This window comes from Planococcus sp. SE5232 (assembly GCF_050686535.1).
Classification (GTDB): domain Bacteria; phylum Bacillota; class Bacilli; order Bacillales_A; family Planococcaceae; genus Planococcus.
Genome location: NZ_JBOGCP010000003.1, coordinates 349802 through 366282 on the forward strand (window position 1 = coordinate 349802; position 16481 = coordinate 366282).

Sequence of the window (16481 nt, forward strand, 5' to 3'; positions counted from 1 at the left end):
GGGCAGTGTCGGGACGCGTTCCGGTTTCTCGGAGCGCGGATGGCTATGAATGCTAGGCTTTTGCTGCAACGTACAAATCCGAAACGACCAAATCATCCTCAACCAAAATATATGGATGCGCTTCGAGCAGCATCTGTTTGATGTCTTTCGGCATCGATTTGTTTGCATAGGCACAGATCAATGGAAATTCTAATTCGTCCACCGCCACGTCGATGATTTTTTCGAAATCCTTTACCAGATGGATTGGATCTTCCATAGTCGCCCATTCCACATGTGCCCAAGAACGGAAAGTTGCCCCTCTTACCAGGTAAGGTTCAACCGTTTTTTCGAAATAGGCCTGGATGGCAGGCGGGTGGTAACTGCCGCTTGAGTAATAAAAATCAAAGCTTTTTACAAAATGGATATATCCCATCTGCTCTTTTGTAAGCTGGCTCTTCAATTCTGCGCAGATCTTTGGAGTCAATCGAGGATTTTCAATCAGGATCACGTAATCCCCTACTTCAACTCCGTGCTTGGCATAAGCCACAACTTGTTCAATGTATTTTTCGGTTTCCTCATATGAATAAAGCACATGGAGATTTCGCTGGTTTTCGAATAAATGCATCATATTTTTGTTCAATTTATCATCCCTTTAATCAGTTAGTATGTATTTTCTAGGTTCAGTATACAGAAAACAGGAACATTTGTCCCCCAATTCGATACCCTTTTATTGGGTAAGAAGAGATTCAACTGCAGCTCCAACCTTCAACATGCGTTGTGAGCGGTATGGACTTGATGACGTTCTCTGAACAAGTTTCTCTTTCATAGAACGATCCGTTCTTATCGAAGTCACATCCGACCAGTTTAACAGCAAACTTCCCAACAAAAAAGCCATCCGCAAGTAAGCGGACAGCTTCCTGTCAAAAATTCTTAATTCCGTCGATGATCTGCTTCAAGGCATCAATGGATTTGAGTGGATCGTTTTCACAATCCAATCGGTGGTTGATGTCGGGCAATAAGGTCGATTCCAGGTTCGGATTGGTTTTCAGCAATTCGAATGCACCTGGCGAATAGTAGCGATCTTTGTCGCCGATGTAGCATTGCGCCGGATTTTTGCTGTTGACCATTGTATTGAGGACTTCTTGCTGATTCAATAACGGCGTCACCCAAATGGCTTTGGCTTCGCTGAATTCAGAACGCCTCATTTCGGCGCTCATCGCAATGGTGCCAAGCGATTTTCCAATCAAGTAAAATTCCTGATAGTTTCTGCCTTTCAGCACTTCACTGATCACCAAGCGCACATCATGGACAATCGCTTCGGACAATTCCTTCATGGTGAATTCGTTGTACGCTTTGTCCGTGTACTGGTAATTGACCCGCAGGACATCGTAGTTTTTATTTAAAAATATCTCTTCTGCAAAATGGAACAACGGACTCTTTGCGGTATATCCGGCACCCGGCAAAAAGATGGCTAATTTTTTTGTGTAATCTTCCGTCAACACGACCGTATAAGGAACCTCGATTCCTTTGTAGCCTGTGACTTTGTTGTCAATCGCTTTCATAATTCCCACTCCTGTCTCTCTATTATAAAGAATATTCCATAAGTTTACTAAATATTTTACGAATTAGCTATGATACAATCGATTTACCATTATTTTTGCAGGAGGTTGACGAATGAAAACGGAAAAAGAAAAGATGCAGGCGGGTGAAATGTACGACCCGCAGGATTCCGAATTGCGCCAAAACCGCATGAACGCCCGGCGGCTCAGTCGGTTGTTCAACGAAACCACTGAAATGGATGGCCAGGACCGAACCACCCTGCTGAAAAAACTATTCGGCTCGACCGGCGAACTCCTCCATGCTGAACCGACCATCCGCTGCGATTACGGGTTCAACATCCATGTCGGTGAAAATTTCTATGCCAATTTCGATTGTGTATTTCTGGATGTCTGCGAAATCCGGATCGGCGACAACTGTATGATTGCACCGGGTGTCCACATCTACACGGCGACCCACCCGCTCCATCCAGCGGTCCGCAATTCCGGCAGAGAATTCGGCAAGCCGGTCACCATCGGCCACAATGTCTGGATCGGCGGCCGCGCTGTCATCAATCCCGGTATCACCATCGGCGACAATGCGGTCATCGCTTCGGGTGCTGTCGTCACTAAAGATGTGCCTGCCAATTCCATCGTCGGCGGCAATCCTGCAAAAGCCATCGGCCATATCGAAGAATAAAAGCAATGCGCTTCGGCGTGTTGCTTTTTCGTTAAAACTCTTCAATAACAGAGATGATTTCTTTCAGCATTTCAATAGAATCGACTGGTTTGTCCCCGTACTCCAAACTGTGATTCAGTCCCGGATATAAGTTGGAACTCATTTTCGGATTAGCTGCCAGTTTTCGGAAGTTTTCTTCGGAATAATAACGATCCTGATCGCCAATAAAACATAAAGCTTCCTGATGACTTTGAACCATTGCTTCCAATACCGGCTGCTGATCAATCAACGGAGTCAGCCAAATCAGTTTCGCCTTTTCAAACCGCGCCTTCTTCAGTTCCAAGCTCATCGCAATCGTTCCCAGTGATTTGCCTACTATATAATACTCATCATATCGTGCATCCGAAAAGAATTTATCCAAAACAGCTGCAGCATCCACTTTCACCGCTCTGTCCAATTCTTCGTTCGTAAAATCATCGTATTCCTTGTCTACGTATCGGTAGTCCACGCATAACACATCATAGCCCCTGTTCAAATAGACTTCTTCTGTGAAATGAAACAAAGGGGACGTTGTCTTATACCCGGCACCTGGAAGAAAGATCGCCAAGGTTTTTGCCTTCCCTTTATTTCGGATAAAGTTAAACGGTACTATCAATTCTTTGTACCCGATGACGCTTCCCCTGATCAGCTTCACTTCTTCCACCCCTTCCCATCATTATACAAAAAAACCCATGATTCGCGTGAGTTTTTTATGTAAATTTTGTCTATTTATTCGTAAACGGCAGCCTCTTGTAGATGGATTTTACATTTTACGAACTCAAGTTAAATTGCGGTATGGGTAACCTGCGAACAACAGCGAACGGCTTCCTTTGACGGGCTTGAACTTAGATTGTGGGAACTGGGAGTAGCAGACGTTCCATAGAGGGGGAAAAGTTCATGTAGAAGCTGCTAATTTTTTTGTAGAAACCCATATTCTTCATGTAGCCACACGAAATTCATGTAAGACCTCCAAAACTTCATGTAGAAGCTGCTGAATCTCATGTAGAAAGCCATATTCTTCATGTAGCCACACGAAATTCATGTAAGAACTCCAAAACTTCATGTAGAAGCTGCTAAATCTCTTGTAGAAACCCATATTCTTCATGTAGCCACATCAAATTCATGTAAGAACTCCAAAACTTCACATAAAATCCAGAATCCCTATCTAAAAAATCCCGCAAGCGCAAATTGCCGCTTACGGGATGCTCCTGAAACTCAATTTTACAACTCGACTTCTGTTCCCGCTCCGCTCGCTTGAACTTTACTGTAGACGCCTTTGGCGACGGCCAAATCAAAATAGGCGGCGCCGACGCATTTGAAGAAAGTGATTTCGGATTCGGCTTCACGTCCGGCAACGTCCCCGACAACCAACTGGCCAAGTTCAGCATACAGTTGATCGAATGACCAGGCACCGCTGTTCACGCTGTGAATCAGCTCGCCTGCTTCGTCTTTGACGCCAGCGATGTCATCTGCAACGATTTTATTCGCCCGCAGGATGGTCGTTTCGTCCATTTCGCGCATGCTCGGCAAATAGGAACCGACGCCGTTGATGTGTGTGCCCGGCTTCAAGTCTTCTCCATTAAAGACCGGCTCGTTCGACCGCGTTGCGCAGCAGATGATGTCTGCTTGCTGAACCGCTGACGAAACGATGGTTTCGACCGTATACGGAATTTCGACACCGAATGCCACGAGGCGCTCACCGAAGCGTTCCGCTTTTTCCGGTGTCCGGTTGACCAGGATGATTTTTTCGATCGGTCGTACAGCGAGTACACCCAGCACTTGCTCGAATGCCATCGCGCCTGTACCAATAACCGTCAGCACACGGCTTTCCTTGCGTGCCAACAGATCGGTCGCGATGCCACTGAGCGCTCCTGTGCGCAAACGGGTTAAATACGAAGCCGTCATCATTGCGACATGCTCTCCGTTATCGCCGTCCGATAGCAGGATGACGCCCTGGGTAGTCGGCTTGCCTTGCGCCGGATTTTCCGGGAAGATGGTGACGATTTTGACGCCTGAGATTTTATTCGCCATATCCGCACTTGGCATGTACAGCGCTGATGCCTGCCGTTCCGGAAAATCAAGGACGGTGCGATGTGGGCTGTTGATCCCCCCCTGCTGCTTGGCGCGCAGCATTTCCGTCACGTCACGGATGGCATCGGCCATATGGTATTGCTGCTGAATCTGCTGTTCGTTGATGATAAGCATGTAAAGCCTCCTAAAAAATAAGCCGCTTACACGCGGCTTTCTTTTGTTACTAATGTTGGTTGTGGTTGAGCCTGGTTGCCGCTCAAATCCTTTACTGCCCAGATAGACAATAACGAAATGACCGCTGTCAGGATGATGTAAAGCGCTACCGGTACGTAAGAATTATCGAATGTGGCCAGCAGGAATGTGGCGACTAAAGGCGCCGTTCCTCCTGCCAAAGCTGCACCAATCTGGTAGCCTAACGTCACTCCCGTGTATCGTACTTTGGCGTCAAAAATTTCTGAGAACATGGTGCCAAGAACTGCGGTGATCGGCGCCCAGATAATACCAAGTCCGATAATCGTTGCAACGATCAATAAGGTTACAGATCCTTGTTGCAACATCCAAAAGTAAGGGAATGCGAAGAGAGCCATCGCCACTGATCCCGTGACGTACATCTTTTTGCGGCCGACACGATCGGACAATGAACCCATGATTGGAATCAAAATCGTCGTGATGACCGTCGCGATCATCACGGCCGCCAAAGTAGCTGTTCTCGAGAATTCGAGGTTTGTGGTCGCATAGGATACCACGAAAGTTCCGAAAATATAGAACGGTGCTGTTTCAACAACTTTTGCACCAATGGCAATCAACACTTCACGCCAATGGTATTTCAAAGTATCCACGATCGGCAACTTCGGAATTTCCCCCGATGCCTGAACCGCCTTGAACTCAGGTGTCTCATCGATGCCTTTTCGGATCCACAGACCAAAGACTACAAGGAACGCACTCAAGATGAATGGAACGCGCCAGCCCCAGCTCATAAACGCCGCTTCCGGCAATAAAGTCATGATGTATAATGCTAAAGTTCCCATGACCATTCCGATGGTGACGCCCATCTGCGGGATACTGCCAAAAAAACCGCGTCTTTCAGGAGGGGCATATTCAGTCGCAAGCAACAATGCGCCTCCCCACTCGCCACCGATGCCAAGACCCTGAATCAGGCGAAGCGTAATCAGCAGGATCGGTGCCGCGACGCCGATTGCCTGATAGGTCGGCAGGAGCCCCATGGCAAATGTGGCAAAGCCCATTAAACTTAAAGTGATGACCAAGGTCTTTTTGCGGCCGATGCGGTCGCCGATATGGCTGAAGATGATGCCGCCGAATGGACGGATAAAGAATGATAGCGCGAAAGAAGCGTAAGCGAGCATCAGCCCGACCGTTGGATCTTCATTGACGAAAAACAATTGGTTGAACACCAATGCCGCCATTGTTCCATATAAGAAATAATCAAACCACTCAATTGAACTCCCCACGAGACTTGCCGTTAAAACTTTGCGTGTTTGCTTTTTATCCATCTTATTTCCCCCTTACGAATAATTGAAGTGACACTTTAATTCTCCCTTTCAACAGTTTAGTCAGTTAGCAATATTCTGTCAATATCCTGCCACAATTTTATTTCTCCCCTATCTACGGTATGATGAAGGCAGAACATTTAGCAAAGAGGGGTTTCTCCATGTCTGACGGAACGATTGGGATTACATTAAAAAGCCTTCGCAAGGAGCGGAAGATGACCTTGAAGGAGCTGGCGGAGAAGACCGATGTCTCCATCAGCTTCCTGTCGCAGGTCGAGCGTGGCAAGTCGAGCGTGACGTTGGAGTCGCTGCGTAAAATAGCAGATGCCTTAAACGTAGATCCCAGTTTGTTTTTTACGAATGAAACCGACGAAATCGATTGGGCCACACGCCTCGAACGGTTTTATTACAAAGATTTGTCGCAAGGCATTAACGAAGCAAACTTCGTGCCGATGCTGGTGACCTTGAAACCGGGCGATTCAGAAGGCAACCCCTTCGCTCACAGCGGTTATGAATTTCTATTCGTTGTGGATGGGGTGTTGACTGTCGAAGTCGAAGGCGAACGCACCGAGCTCGCCCCGCAGCAGTCAACCCTGTTCGATGCACGCAAAAAGCATTATTGGTTCAACTTAACAGAACAAGATGTACGGTTTTTACTGGTATCATCCAAAACGAATTAAGGGGAGTCCGTCTATGCATCCAATCAAAGATCCGCAAGTAGATGAATTTATCGAAGGCCTGGAAAGTCCGACACAGGAAATCGTAGCGCAGCTGCGCACATTGGTATTTGAGGCTTATCCGGAGATGGACGAAGGCTTCAAATGGTCCAAGCCGAGCTATGCTAAAGAAGGGCTTGTGTGCTATATGCAAACCGCCAAAAGCCACGTCAACTTCGGCTTTTACCGCGGTGCGGAACTTCGCGACGAATCCAACCTGCTGGAAGGCGACGGCAAGAAGATGCGCCATGTCCGGCTGAACCGAACCGACGACATCCGGACCGACGAACTGAAGCTGCTGATCTGGGATGCCGTGGAATTGAATAGGAAATAGAGAAAAGCGGAGGCGCCTGTTCAGCTCTGACAGGGGTAAGACGATCTGGCGAAGCGGCATGTTTTCAGCCGCACAGCCAGAGTGGCTTACATCCTGAAGAGCTAGGCGCCGGAGTCTGGACAATACGAAAAGCGGAGGCAGCCGTTTAGCCTCGACAAGCGCTGGAAGCCTTGCCGGTAATGGCGTTCTTCAGCCATTGCGGGAAAGGCTGAAGCGACTCGAGGGGCTGGCTGCTGGAGTCTGGACAATAGAGAAAAGCGGAAACGGCCGTTCAGCGCCGAAAGGCATAAGACGATCTGACGAAGCGGCGTTCTTTGCCGCATAGTCAGAGTGGCTTATGACCCGAGGAGCTGGCCGTTGAAGCTGGACAAAGAAAAGCGGAGGCGCCCATGTAGCTCTGCCGGGCTGGCTTATGACCCAAAGAGCTGGGCGCCAGAGCTGGACACCAAGAAAAGCGAAGGCGCCTGTCAGAGCTAGGCGCCGGAGAATAAAGAATTAAAAACCACATATTTACCCACGAAAAAAACGAGGCGAATTCCGCCTCGTTTTTTTTTATTTTACCGCTTCAAAAGTAATAATGGAGTCTGCATTTTTTGGGTACTCACCAAATTGGTAACCTGTTGAAACGCTGATCTCGTTGAAACCGATTCCTTCAAGTATGGTTTTGAATTCCTCGACGCCATACCAGCGCATCGGATAACGCTCGAGTTCCGTCTCGACCAACCGGCCATCGCGCCAACGTTCATAACGTCCTTGCGATACGAAATACTGCTGGATCCAGTCAACTTCGATTTTCTTGCTTTCCACAGTCAGCGTGTCGCCGTTAGCAGCCTGCCACGTCCGAGTCGAAGTTTTCTCGATCTCGATGTTTGAAGGCACATGCAAATCGACAATCAGACGGCCGCCTGTCTCCAGATGGCTGTAGAAATTCTGCAATGCCTGCAGCGATTTTTCACGTTCGTGGAGCAGCAGGAATGTCCCTGTCGGAATGACGATTGCTGCGTACTTTGCATCAATCGAGAACGACTCCATTTTTGCGTTGAACAATTTGGGTGCCAGTCCCCGCTCTTTGCAGTTGCTGCGGCATACTTCAATCATTTCCTCCGATAAATCAAAACCGTCGACTTGATATCCTTTTTCCAGTAACGGAACAAGCAGCCGCCCGGTTCCTGATGCCGGCTCCAGGATTCGCCCTTTGCACGAAGCCAACCGCTCCAAGTAATATTCGATGTCGCCAAATGAACTGCCGATCGGCTTATCGAGGTCATAGACTTCTGATGATAACCTGCTGTAATACCCTAACAACTCCTCACCCCATTTGCTTTATGAAATCATAGCCAAGTTCACGATGACGGCGATGATATTCGGCACAGCTAATAATACCCAATTTTTCATTTTCGTCACACGTTGTTGCTTTTCCCGGCGTTTTTCTGAACTTGTCGTTCTTGTTGACTTGTTCTTGCCAGTTCCCAATGCCAACACGCCCCAAATCAATGCGACGCCGGCAACGATGCCACTAATGATATAAACCAACGACCAGTCGTTCATCAAATACGCAATCAATACGCCGATTAAAGCGATGACTGTTCCAATTAGAAAATGTTTCATGCTATTTTCTCTCCTTTAGATACTGTGAATTTTTTAAATTTCTCCAACACATCAATTTTATCAAATGTAGCCTGCCAGAGGTAGCTGTTGGCGCTTATTTTTGAATTCCATTTGATGGTTTGGAATTCTAGATGATGATTGATGATTTCAAAGTGAAGTTTTTCAGTTTCTACATGAACTTTTAGAGTTCTTACATGAATCTGGTATGGCTACTTGAAGAATACGGGTTGCTAGATGACGATTGTTCGTTTCAAAGTGAAGTTTTCAGTTTCTACATGAACTTTTAGAGTTCTTACACGGATTTAGTCTGGCTACATGAAAGTTTTCATTCTATACATGAACTTCCCGCTCTTCTACAGCAACTTCGCCTCTCTCTACCTTCCACACCTCAGTTCAAAACCGCAAGAGGAAACAGTTCGCCTGCGCGAACTGCTTTTTACTACCTGGAATCGCTGATTTCATTATGCTTCCTGCTTTTGCATAAAAAATCGTCAAAAGCTGTCCGCTATAGCGAACAGCCCTGTTTTATTTCATAGCTTGCGGTAACGCTTCAAAGCGATGATGTTCAGGAAGATGAAAGCCGCTGCAAACGTGGCGAGCGCCAGCAGGTTGCCGGTTACATCCGCCAACCCTTCCCCTCTGTACATGATGGCTTTCAGGGCATCGGCCGCGTAGTACAGCGGCATGATGCGGCTGATGTTCTGCAGCCAATCGGCCATACCTTCGAGCGGAATGATGCCAGCGAAGAAGATTTGCGGGACCACGACAACCGGGATGAACTGGACCATCTGGAATTCTGAAGATGCGAAAGTCGACAGCAGTATCCCAAGCGACAAGGCCACTAAAGCCAGCATGAGGTTAACAACGATCACGTGCCAAACCTGTCCGACCATGACCATATCCAATACCTGAATCGAGTAGAACACGACGATGACGGTTTGGATGATGGCGAAAATGCCAAAGCCGATCAGATAAGCCAAAACGATTTCCCAGCGTCGGATCGGTGTTGCCAGCAACCGCTCCAAGGTTCCGGAGACCCGCTCTTTCAGCAAACCGATTCCAGAAATCAAAAACACGAAAAAGAAGACGAAAAAGCCGACCAGTATCGGACCAAGAACGTCAAAGAACTCGGTTTCTGCATCTCCATAGATGTATTCCGCATCGATGCTGGCAGGCGCCGCAGTTCCGCTTTGCATGGCTGCTGCCTGCGTGATCTGCATCAATAAAACCCTCGATGTGCTTGGGTCATTATTTTCCAGCGTGATTTGGAATCCCCCTTCATCCACTTCCAGTAAACCGTCGAGTTCATCTGTGATGACGGTTTGCTGGTCAGCCTCGTTGTAGGAAATGACATCGATCGACGCATTTTCCAAAGCGGCCACAAGTTGACTATTACCTCCGACAACGCCGAGCTGCGGGTTTTCATTGTCACCGTTGAAAAAGAAGTACATTAAGGTCAAAACGATGAGCGGCGCGAAAAACAGCAGCGCCATTGTCCGTTTGTCACGCAGCAGTTGCAGCATGATCCGTTTGATTAAAACTGGAATTCTCATGGCGCACCTCTCCCCGCCTGCAAAAAGACACCTTCCAAATCAGCTGCACCGTATACCTTCTTCAATTCAGCCGGTGTGCCGGAAGCCAGAATTCCGCCTTCACGCACAAGGGCGATGCGGTCGCATTTTTCCGCTTCGTCCATGACATGGGTCGTTACGATGATGGTCTTGCCCTGCTCTCTTTTTAAGAGCATCAACTCACTCCAGATCGACAGCCGGAGTTCCGGATCGATGCCGACGGTCGGTTCATCGAGAATCAGGATTTTCGGATCATGGACCAACGCAATTGCCAGCGATAATCGCCGCTTCATACCGCCTGAGTAGGCAGAGACCTTCTTGCCCAGTTCATCGGTCAACTGGACCAAATCCGCCGCATAGGCGATTCGTTCTTTCAAACGGGGTTTTTTCATTTTATAGAGTGAGGCGAAAAAACTTAAATTCTCTTTGCCGGTCAGTTCCGGATACAGCGCGTCCGATTGCGCCATATAGCCGAGGTCCTGCAGCAACAAAAGATTGGGCACCCGCTTGCCGAGAACCTCAACCGTCCCGCTGCTCGGTGAATCGATGCCGACAATCATCTTCACCAGCGTGGTTTTCCCCGATCCCGACGGTCCGATCAACCCAAAAATCTCACCGCCCGCAATTTGCAGATCCACCTGATTGAGGATCTCCGTTTTGCCATAAGCTTTGCTGAGCTTGTTGATGGAGATGCTGCTGTTCATGTGCATTCCCTCCAGTCGAAATAAAAGCTTGCTATTACTTCGTATTCTACGCTCATTTCAAAAAAAGCAAAGCAGCGGGTTTGCTGCTTTGCTTTTTTTATTGGGAGTGTCGGGGCTTAGCGGCTGCCTATGCTTTTCTCATCCCCATTCAGATGCCAGCATGCCATAGACGACATGGTCGACGTAACGGTCGTACAGCCATTCGGCCTGGCGGATGGTGCCTTCTTCTGTGTAGCCGAGCCGCTCGGGGATGCTGCGGCTTTTGTGGTTGCCGACCGCTGCACGGATTTCGACTTTATTGAGTTTAAGGTCCGTTAATGCATAATCGGTCAGCGCTTTGGCGACACGGGTCATGATGCCTTTTCCTTGGTATTCATGGCCAAGCCAATAGCCGATATAAGCGGTTTTGTTGGCTTGGTTGATACTGTTGAATCCAGCGATTCCAACGATTTCACCTTTATAGAGAATGACGGCACCCAGGCTCTTGCCTTCAACAAAATTGCTGCTGCCGGACTTGATGAATTCTTGGGTGTCTTTCAATTCAGTAGTGAAATCCAGCCACGGCAGCCATTCTTTCAGATAGTCACGGGATGCATCAGTCAGCTCAAAAATCCGTTCGGCATCGCGCATTTCCTGTACCTTAAGCGACAACTCTTCGTCAATTTTATGTACGAACATAGGAATTCCTCCTTTTATATGTAAATATATCGTAGCATAACTATCAGAATTTTCCATTCGTATTTTTTCCTTTATCAATTCTTCATTTGTTTTCATATTCACTGGGGTAAACGTGTAAAATGAACTTATAACGAAGCGTGACTTTATTTCAAAGAGGAGCGTGATAACGTGGAATCTATCGATGTGAATTCTCTGGATCCGGGGATTCCATTATACTTGTGGATGCTGTTGTTCCTGGTTTTTCTGGTGATAGCGTTTATTGGATTGGTGGTCTACACCAGCCGTAAAGGTATGCCCCGAGATATTTTGCCTCCTCAGAACAAACAATCAAAGCTGCTGAAAGAGCAGTATGACAGAGGCGAAATTAGTGAAGAAGAGTTTCAAAAGCGCATGAAAAAATTGGAGACCCCGCCGAAAAAAAGATAACGTTCAGTAAAGAAAGGAAGTTGAAGGCAATGGGAGAATTTTTCACCCCTGGAAACCAGGCACTTGGCGTGACGATTGCTGTTACATTTATCGTGCTGTTGATTGCGATTGGGACCGCTCTTTGGTTCACATTGATCAAAGCACGCAATAAGTCAGCACAAACCGAGCCCAGCGAAACGAATAAAGCGGCTGAAACATTGCGTCAAAGCTACGTCAATGGCGAAATCAGTAAAGAAGAATACGAAGAACAGCTGAGCACTTTAAAAGGACCACCAGAAAACTGATTTGTGCAGATTTTGCGGAGTTTCTTAATTTTCGTTTAATTGACAATTTAAAGGGAAACCAGAAAGGGACAAAACAAAATCTGAAACTGGAGGTTTTACTGATGGCACATGAACAACATGCAGAACTGATTAAAACCTTGCACGATTGCGCAGCAGCGTGCAACCACTGTTTTGATGCGTGCTTACAGGAAGATGACGTGAAGATGATGGCACAATGTATTCGTCTGGACCGTGAATGCGCAGATATTTGTGCATATCTGGAACATGCGATTACACGCAACTCACCGTTTGTAGCTGAATTGGCGCAGGCATGTGCGGCCATATGCGATGCATGCGGTGACGAATGCGCCAAACATGACCATGACCACTGCCAGAAATGTGCAGAAGCTTGTAAGAAATGCGCAGAAGCTTGCCGCAACGTGGCATAATTTCCATACCGAAAGCCCGGCTGTTGGGAAATCCCCGGCAGCCGGGCTTTTGTGTTGGCAGAGTTAACACTCTTTCTCCATAATGATAGAAAAGCAGAGGCGCCCATGTAGCTCTGCCGAGCATAAGACAGATCGGCGAAGCGGCGTGTTTTCAGCCGCATAGTCGAGTTGGCTTATGCCCCAAAGAGCTGGGCACATAGAAAAGCAGAACCGCCCATTAAGCCCTTCCACAAAACTAAAAAGTTGAGACTTAGATTTTTTTCAGCAACCAAAGGAGTGGATTCGGATGACACGAACAGTATTGGTGATAGGCGCCGGCATCGGTGGATTGACCGCGGGTTCATTGCTCGCAAAAGCAGGATGGCCGGTGACGCTGCTGGAAGCTTCTTCGGAACTCGGAGGCTGCGCTGGTAAATTCAAACGCAACAAGTATTTATTTCCCGCTGGTGCTACGCTCGGAATGGGCCTTGAAGCTGGCGGGATCCATGAACGTGTCTTCCGTTACCTCGGCAAACCGATGGCCATCGCCCCCCTCGAGCGCGTGATGGAAATGGTCCATCCGGAAGCGACCTTCGTGTTCCATAAAGACCGTACACGCCATGTCGACGGCATCGCAGCGCATTTCCCCCAGCATGGCGACGCCATCCGTGCGTTCTACAAGGAAATCCACCACACCGCGGCCATTGTCCGGACCTTGATGGATCCGCTCCCTTCCCTGCCTCCCGCAACGGCACATGAATGGGCGTTCCTCACAAAATCCATGCGGCCCAAGCACACTAAGCTCCTGCCGTTCTTCAATCAAACCCTTGGCCAGCGGCTGAAAAAGCATGGACTTGGTGATTTGCAGGAATTCCGCCACATGCTCGATGGCCTTTTGATCGACAGCATGCAGACCGGCAGTGAAGATGTGGCATATTTATTGGCGGCGGTGGCGCTTGATATTTATCACGAAGGCGCCTATTACGTCCCTGGCGGCTTGTACCGCTTTTCCGAATTGATGGGCGACAGCCTGAAGGAAAACGGCGGCCTGCTGAAAAAACGGCGCACGCTTGAAAAGCTGGAACGGCGGGGCAAGCTATGGATGGCGACCGATCATCGCGGCAATGTGTATGAAGCAACGGATGTCATCCTGAACGTCCCCATCCAGCAGCTGCCGAAGATTTTGGCACCGGAACTGGTGTCGAAGCTGAAGGTTTCTTTGCGTGACGGCATTGCCGGGGAAACCTGGACGACGCTCACCCTGTATCTTGCAGTCGATTCGAGAAAGCTAAACGAACCGCTGCCTCCTTTCCGCCAGATTTCAACAGGGGACGGGCTTGCTGAAGGCGGACATTTCTTCATGTCTTCGTCTGTTCCTGGTGATGAGCTGCGTGCTCCTGTAGGCTTCCAGACCGTGACGATTTCGACACATTCCCGTGTTGAAGAATGGGACACCCAGGAACAATACGAAGAAACGCGGGAGGTTTTAACGGAGCACATGCTCCAGGCCATCCAAGCGCTTGTCCCTGAATTTCGCGAAGCAATTGTCCATATGGAAAGCGGCGCACCCAAAGCGTGGGAACGTTTCGCCGGCCGTCCGAACGGCTTTGTTGGCGGCTTTCCTCAAACCTTGGATGCCGCTTTGTTCAATTCCATTTCGCATCATTCCGGTTTGCCGAACCTCTATGTCTGCGGCGACCACATTTTCCCAGGCGGCGGAACAATCGGGGCTGCTGCCAGCGGAATCCATGCGGCACGGTCGGTGTCGGGCAAACGATTGGTGTAGGTTTTGGTTTTTGGAGGACAGATCAAGCGCATCAAAAACTTCACGGATTGCCTGCATTCCTAACTCTGAATACCTAAAAAAAGCCTGGCAGAAGAAATTTGCCAGGCAAAAAACCGCTGCAGAATTTTTCTGCAGCGTTTTTCCTAATTGACCCATTTGTAGCCGATGCCCCACACCGTCAGGAAATGTTCGTCGACCGGAAAGCCGGCTTGCCGGATTTTCTCGCGGATGTTGCGGACATGCGAATCAACCGTGCGCCCTTCCGTCTCCGAGTCGAAGCCCCAGATCAATTCCAGCAGACGGTCGCGCTCGAAGACTTTATTGGGATTTTTCATCAGGAGACCGAGCATTGAAAATTCTTTTGGTGTCAGATGGATGGGCCTCCCACGGTAATTCAATTCGAACCGGTCTTCTTCCCAGACCAAGCCAGCCAATTCGATGCGCTTTGCAGGAGTGCTGCGGCGCAGCAAAGCTTCCATCCGCGCAAGCAGCTCCTCTTCGCCAAAAGGTTTGGTCATGTAATCGTCCGCTCCAAGACGCAGGCCTTTGACGATGTCTTCCTGCTGCTCACGGGCCGTCAGCATGATGATCGGTATATTGGAGGATTTACGGATTTCCCGACACACTTCCCAACCATCCATATCCGGCATCATGATATCCAACAGCACCAGATCGAACACTTCATTATTCAACAAATCCAGTGCCTGTTTGCCGCTATCAGCTTTTGTACAGGCATAATCATGCGGCCGCAAATAAAGCGCCACCAGATCGAGCATCCGTTTTTCATCGTCCACCAGCAGCACTTTATGAATGGTCTTCACCCCTCTTCAATCGGATAGTAACAGCGGTTCCTTTACCGAACTGGCTGTCGATGCGAATCCGTCCGCCATGCGATTCGACGATTTCCTTAGCAATCGCCAGGCCGAGTCCAGAACCGCCCCGTTCGCGCGATCTCGATTTTTCCACACGGTACAACCGGTCAAAGACAAAAGGCAGCTCTTCCTCAGGAATCCCCTGCCCTTCATCGCTGATGCGGATGGCGATGCCGTTCACTTCCTGACAGCATTCAACCGTCACGCGATCGCCTGCTGAAGAATGCTTACGGGCATTATCAAGAATGTTCAGCAGCACCTGCTGAATACGCTCAGGATCGATAAAAGCCTGCACTTCATCCCCGCAGCTGATGGACAGTTCAATTTTCTCCTCATCAAATGCGGGCTTGACCAATACCGCTACCGACGTCAATAATTCTGCAATCGAAACATCTTTTTGTTCAATCGTAAATTGATTGCGGTCCAGCTTCGCCAAGTCGAATAAATTCCCCACCAGCAGCGTTAAGTGAGCCGCCTCTTCACGGATGATGCCCATATACTCCTCGCGTTCCCGCTCAGTGGTGTCCGGCCGATCCAGAATGTCGGCATAACCTTTGATATAGGTAAGCGGCGTCCGCAATTCATGCGAAATACTGGATAGGAATTCATTGCGGGCATTTTTCAACCGGTCGAGATCCGTCGATAATTTGGTGATGGCATTCGCCAACTCCCCCAGTTCGTCGTTTCGGCCAGTCGTCAGATCCACTTGGTTATTGCCTTGGCTCAATTGCTCGGTCGCTTCCTTCATGCGAATCAACGGCAAGGTGATCAGACGAGACAGCAAAAGAATCGTGATGATGGTCAAAATGACCGTAATGATGCCGACGAGGAGAAATTGGTTTTTCAGATGGCCGATGATGCGCTCGATATTGTCGGTCGGCGCAAACATGAAGACATGTCCCGCGTGCACTCCATCAATCGTAATCGGACTGTCTGTCGCGATATAACGCTTGTCCTGCCAATCTTCTTCGATGATCTCTCCGTCAATCGACGTGTCTTCAAAATCAGTATGCCCCAGAATTTCCAACATTTCAGGTTCCAAGGCATCCGAATTGACTACGACCTCCCCTGCTTCGTCTGTAATCACCACAATAAAATCAGAAGCCGATTCCATCATGCCGACATGGGCAAGCGTCATATCCTCAAAACTGTCTTCCAGCACATCACTGTGCGTCTCACCCCGTGCCAATAAATTCTCCATCACTTCGTCGACGCGTTCATTGACCAGGGTGAAGTAAAGCGTTGCAAACAAAAACGCTTCAATGATTAAGATAAAGATAAAAAACAATAAGCCAATTTTCAAGGATAATTTATTGAACATACG

Annotated in this window: 19 protein-coding genes; 7 read left to right on the top strand and 12 right to left on the bottom strand. The window is 48.6% G+C overall.

The window, feature by feature from the left end; genetic code table 11:
* Positions 1-52: 52 nt before the first annotated feature.
* On the bottom strand, positions 53-619 hold the full coding sequence (locus ACRC6Q_RS12885; RefSeq protein WP_431466735.1) for an MEDS domain-containing protein: 567 nt from the start codon (positions 617-619) through the stop codon (positions 53-55).
* Positions 620-899: 280 nt separating this feature from the next.
* On the bottom strand, positions 900-1541 hold the full coding sequence (locus ACRC6Q_RS12890) for an alpha/beta family hydrolase (RefSeq protein ID WP_431466736.1): 642 nt from the start codon (positions 1539-1541) through the stop codon (positions 900-902).
* Between the two features lie 112 nt (positions 1542-1653).
* Between ACRC6Q_RS12890 and ACRC6Q_RS12895 the strand changes: the two genes are divergently transcribed.
* Positions 1654-2214: a maltose acetyltransferase domain-containing protein gene (locus ACRC6Q_RS12895; protein WP_223635147.1), complete on the top strand. Its 561-nt coding sequence runs from the start codon at positions 1654-1656 to the stop codon at positions 2212-2214.
* Between the two features lie 31 nt (positions 2215-2245).
* Here the strand turns inward: ACRC6Q_RS12895 and ACRC6Q_RS12900 are convergent, their stop codons facing one another.
* The 3 genes from ACRC6Q_RS12900 to ACRC6Q_RS12910 all read right to left on the bottom strand — a co-directional run bounded on the left by ACRC6Q_RS12900 (position 2246) and on the right by ACRC6Q_RS12910 (position 5774).
* On the bottom strand, positions 2246-2887 hold the full coding sequence (locus ACRC6Q_RS12900) for an alpha/beta family hydrolase (protein ID WP_431466737.1): 642 nt from the start codon (positions 2885-2887) through the stop codon (positions 2246-2248).
* Between the two features lie 566 nt (positions 2888-3453).
* A complete protein-coding gene (locus ACRC6Q_RS12905) occupies positions 3454-4437 on the bottom strand; it encodes an ornithine cyclodeaminase family protein (RefSeq protein ID WP_431466738.1) in 984 nt (327 codons plus the stop codon).
* A 26-nt stretch (positions 4438-4463) separates the two neighbouring features.
* Entirely contained in the window at positions 4464-5774 is a 1311-nt protein-coding gene (locus ACRC6Q_RS12910) for an MFS transporter (protein ID WP_431466739.1), read from the bottom strand.
* Positions 5775-5932: 158 nt separating this feature from the next.
* Between ACRC6Q_RS12910 and ACRC6Q_RS12915 the strand changes: the two genes are divergently transcribed.
* Positions 5933-6451 carry a helix-turn-helix domain-containing protein gene (locus ACRC6Q_RS12915; RefSeq protein WP_431466740.1) on the top strand — a complete coding sequence of 173 codons (519 nt, stop codon included), beginning with the start codon at positions 5933-5935 and terminating at the stop codon, positions 6449-6451.
* Positions 6452-6464: 13 nt separating this feature from the next.
* A complete protein-coding gene (locus ACRC6Q_RS12920; RefSeq protein ID WP_431466741.1) occupies positions 6465-6821 on the top strand; it encodes a DUF1801 domain-containing protein in 357 nt (118 codons plus the stop codon).
* Between the two features lie 552 nt (positions 6822-7373).
* On the opposite strand, the gene ACRC6Q_RS12925 is transcribed toward ACRC6Q_RS12920, so the two are convergent.
* From ACRC6Q_RS12925 to ACRC6Q_RS12945, 5 genes are all read right to left on the bottom strand, one after another.
* Positions 7374-8126, bottom strand: coding sequence for a class I SAM-dependent methyltransferase (locus ACRC6Q_RS12925; protein WP_431466742.1), 753 nt, complete (start codon positions 8124-8126; stop codon positions 7374-7376).
* A gap of 18 nt (positions 8127-8144) precedes the next feature.
* Complete coding sequence (locus ACRC6Q_RS12930; RefSeq protein ID WP_394120390.1) at positions 8145-8429, bottom strand: DUF5316 domain-containing protein; 285 nt, start codon at positions 8427-8429, stop codon at positions 8145-8147.
* A gap of 530 nt (positions 8430-8959) precedes the next feature.
* Entirely contained in the window at positions 8960-9982 is a 1023-nt protein-coding gene (locus ACRC6Q_RS12935) for an ABC transporter permease (protein ID WP_431466743.1), read from the bottom strand.
* Positions 9979-10704 (bottom strand): ABC transporter ATP-binding protein, encoded by a 726-nt coding sequence (locus ACRC6Q_RS12940; protein ID WP_431466744.1) that lies wholly within the window; start codon positions 10702-10704, stop codon positions 9979-9981. Before ACRC6Q_RS12940 ends, ACRC6Q_RS12935 begins: the two co-directional genes overlap by 4 nt.
* A gap of 138 nt (positions 10705-10842) precedes the next feature.
* A complete protein-coding gene (locus ACRC6Q_RS12945; RefSeq protein ID WP_223635121.1) occupies positions 10843-11382 on the bottom strand; it encodes a GNAT family N-acetyltransferase in 540 nt (179 codons plus the stop codon).
* A gap of 168 nt (positions 11383-11550) precedes the next feature.
* On the opposite strand from ACRC6Q_RS12945, the gene ACRC6Q_RS12950 reads away from it, so the two are divergent.
* From ACRC6Q_RS12950 to ACRC6Q_RS12965, 4 genes are all read left to right on the top strand, one after another.
* On the top strand, positions 11551-11808 hold the full coding sequence (locus ACRC6Q_RS12950; protein WP_431466745.1) for an SHOCT domain-containing protein: 258 nt from the start codon (positions 11551-11553) through the stop codon (positions 11806-11808).
* A 29-nt stretch (positions 11809-11837) separates the two neighbouring features.
* Positions 11838-12092, top strand: coding sequence for an SHOCT domain-containing protein (locus tag ACRC6Q_RS12955; RefSeq protein WP_431466746.1), 255 nt, complete (start codon positions 11838-11840; stop codon positions 12090-12092).
* Between the two features lie 101 nt (positions 12093-12193).
* A complete protein-coding gene (locus tag ACRC6Q_RS12960; RefSeq protein WP_431466747.1) occupies positions 12194-12520 on the top strand; it encodes a four-helix bundle copper-binding protein in 327 nt (108 codons plus the stop codon).
* Between the two features lie 286 nt (positions 12521-12806).
* Positions 12807-14285: a phytoene desaturase family protein gene (locus ACRC6Q_RS12965; RefSeq protein ID WP_431466748.1), complete on the top strand. Its 1479-nt coding sequence runs from the start codon at positions 12807-12809 to the stop codon at positions 14283-14285.
* Positions 14286-14428: 143 nt separating this feature from the next.
* Here the strand turns inward: ACRC6Q_RS12965 and ACRC6Q_RS12970 are convergent, their stop codons facing one another.
* A complete protein-coding gene (locus ACRC6Q_RS12970; RefSeq protein WP_431466801.1) occupies positions 14429-15097 on the bottom strand; it encodes a response regulator transcription factor in 669 nt (222 codons plus the stop codon).
* Positions 15090-16478 carry an ATP-binding protein gene (locus ACRC6Q_RS12975; protein ID WP_431466749.1) on the bottom strand — a complete coding sequence of 463 codons (1389 nt, stop codon included), beginning with the start codon at positions 16476-16478 and terminating at the stop codon, positions 15090-15092. Before ACRC6Q_RS12975 ends, ACRC6Q_RS12970 begins: the two co-directional genes overlap by 8 nt.
* Positions 16479-16481 lie beyond the last annotated feature (3 nt).

Excerpts from the sequence above, each read along its gene's own strand:
- ACRC6Q_RS12915 (WP_431466740.1), top strand. The coding sequence starts at position 5,933 with ATGTCTGACGGAACGATTGGGATTACATTAAAAAGCCTTCGCAAGGAG.
- ACRC6Q_RS12930 (WP_394120390.1), bottom strand. The coding sequence starts at position 8,429 with ATGAAACATTTTCTAATTGGAACAGTCATCGCTTTAATCGGCGTATTG.
- ACRC6Q_RS12945 (WP_223635121.1), bottom strand. The coding sequence starts at position 11,382 with ATGTTCGTACATAAAATTGACGAAGAGTTGTCGCTTAAGGTACAGGAA.
- ACRC6Q_RS12935 (WP_431466743.1), bottom strand. The coding sequence starts at position 9,982 with ATGAGAATTCCAGTTTTAATCAAACGGATCATGCTGCAACTGCTGCGT.
- ACRC6Q_RS12965 (WP_431466748.1), top strand. The coding sequence starts at position 12,807 with ATGACACGAACAGTATTGGTGATAGGCGCCGGCATCGGTGGATTGACC.
- ACRC6Q_RS12960 (WP_431466747.1), top strand. The coding sequence starts at position 12,194 with ATGGCACATGAACAACATGCAGAACTGATTAAAACCTTGCACGATTGC.
- ACRC6Q_RS12895 (WP_223635147.1), top strand. The coding sequence starts at position 1,654 with ATGAAAACGGAAAAAGAAAAGATGCAGGCGGGTGAAATGTACGACCCG.
- ACRC6Q_RS12910 (WP_431466739.1), bottom strand. The coding sequence starts at position 5,774 with ATGGATAAAAAGCAAACACGCAAAGTTTTAACGGCAAGTCTCGTGGGG.
- ACRC6Q_RS12940 (WP_431466744.1), bottom strand. The coding sequence starts at position 10,704 with ATGAACAGCAGCATCTCCATCAACAAGCTCAGCAAAGCTTATGGCAAA.
- ACRC6Q_RS12920 (WP_431466741.1), top strand. The coding sequence starts at position 6,465 with ATGCATCCAATCAAAGATCCGCAAGTAGATGAATTTATCGAAGGCCTG.
- ACRC6Q_RS12955 (WP_431466746.1), top strand. The coding sequence starts at position 11,838 with ATGGGAGAATTTTTCACCCCTGGAAACCAGGCACTTGGCGTGACGATT.
- ACRC6Q_RS12905 (WP_431466738.1), bottom strand. The coding sequence starts at position 4,437 with ATGCTTATCATCAACGAACAGCAGATTCAGCAGCAATACCATATGGCC.
- ACRC6Q_RS12975 (WP_431466749.1), bottom strand. The coding sequence starts at position 16,478 with ATGTTCAATAAATTATCCTTGAAAATTGGCTTATTGTTTTTTATCTTT.
- ACRC6Q_RS12890 (WP_431466736.1), bottom strand. The coding sequence starts at position 1,541 with ATGAAAGCGATTGACAACAAAGTCACAGGCTACAAAGGAATCGAGGTT.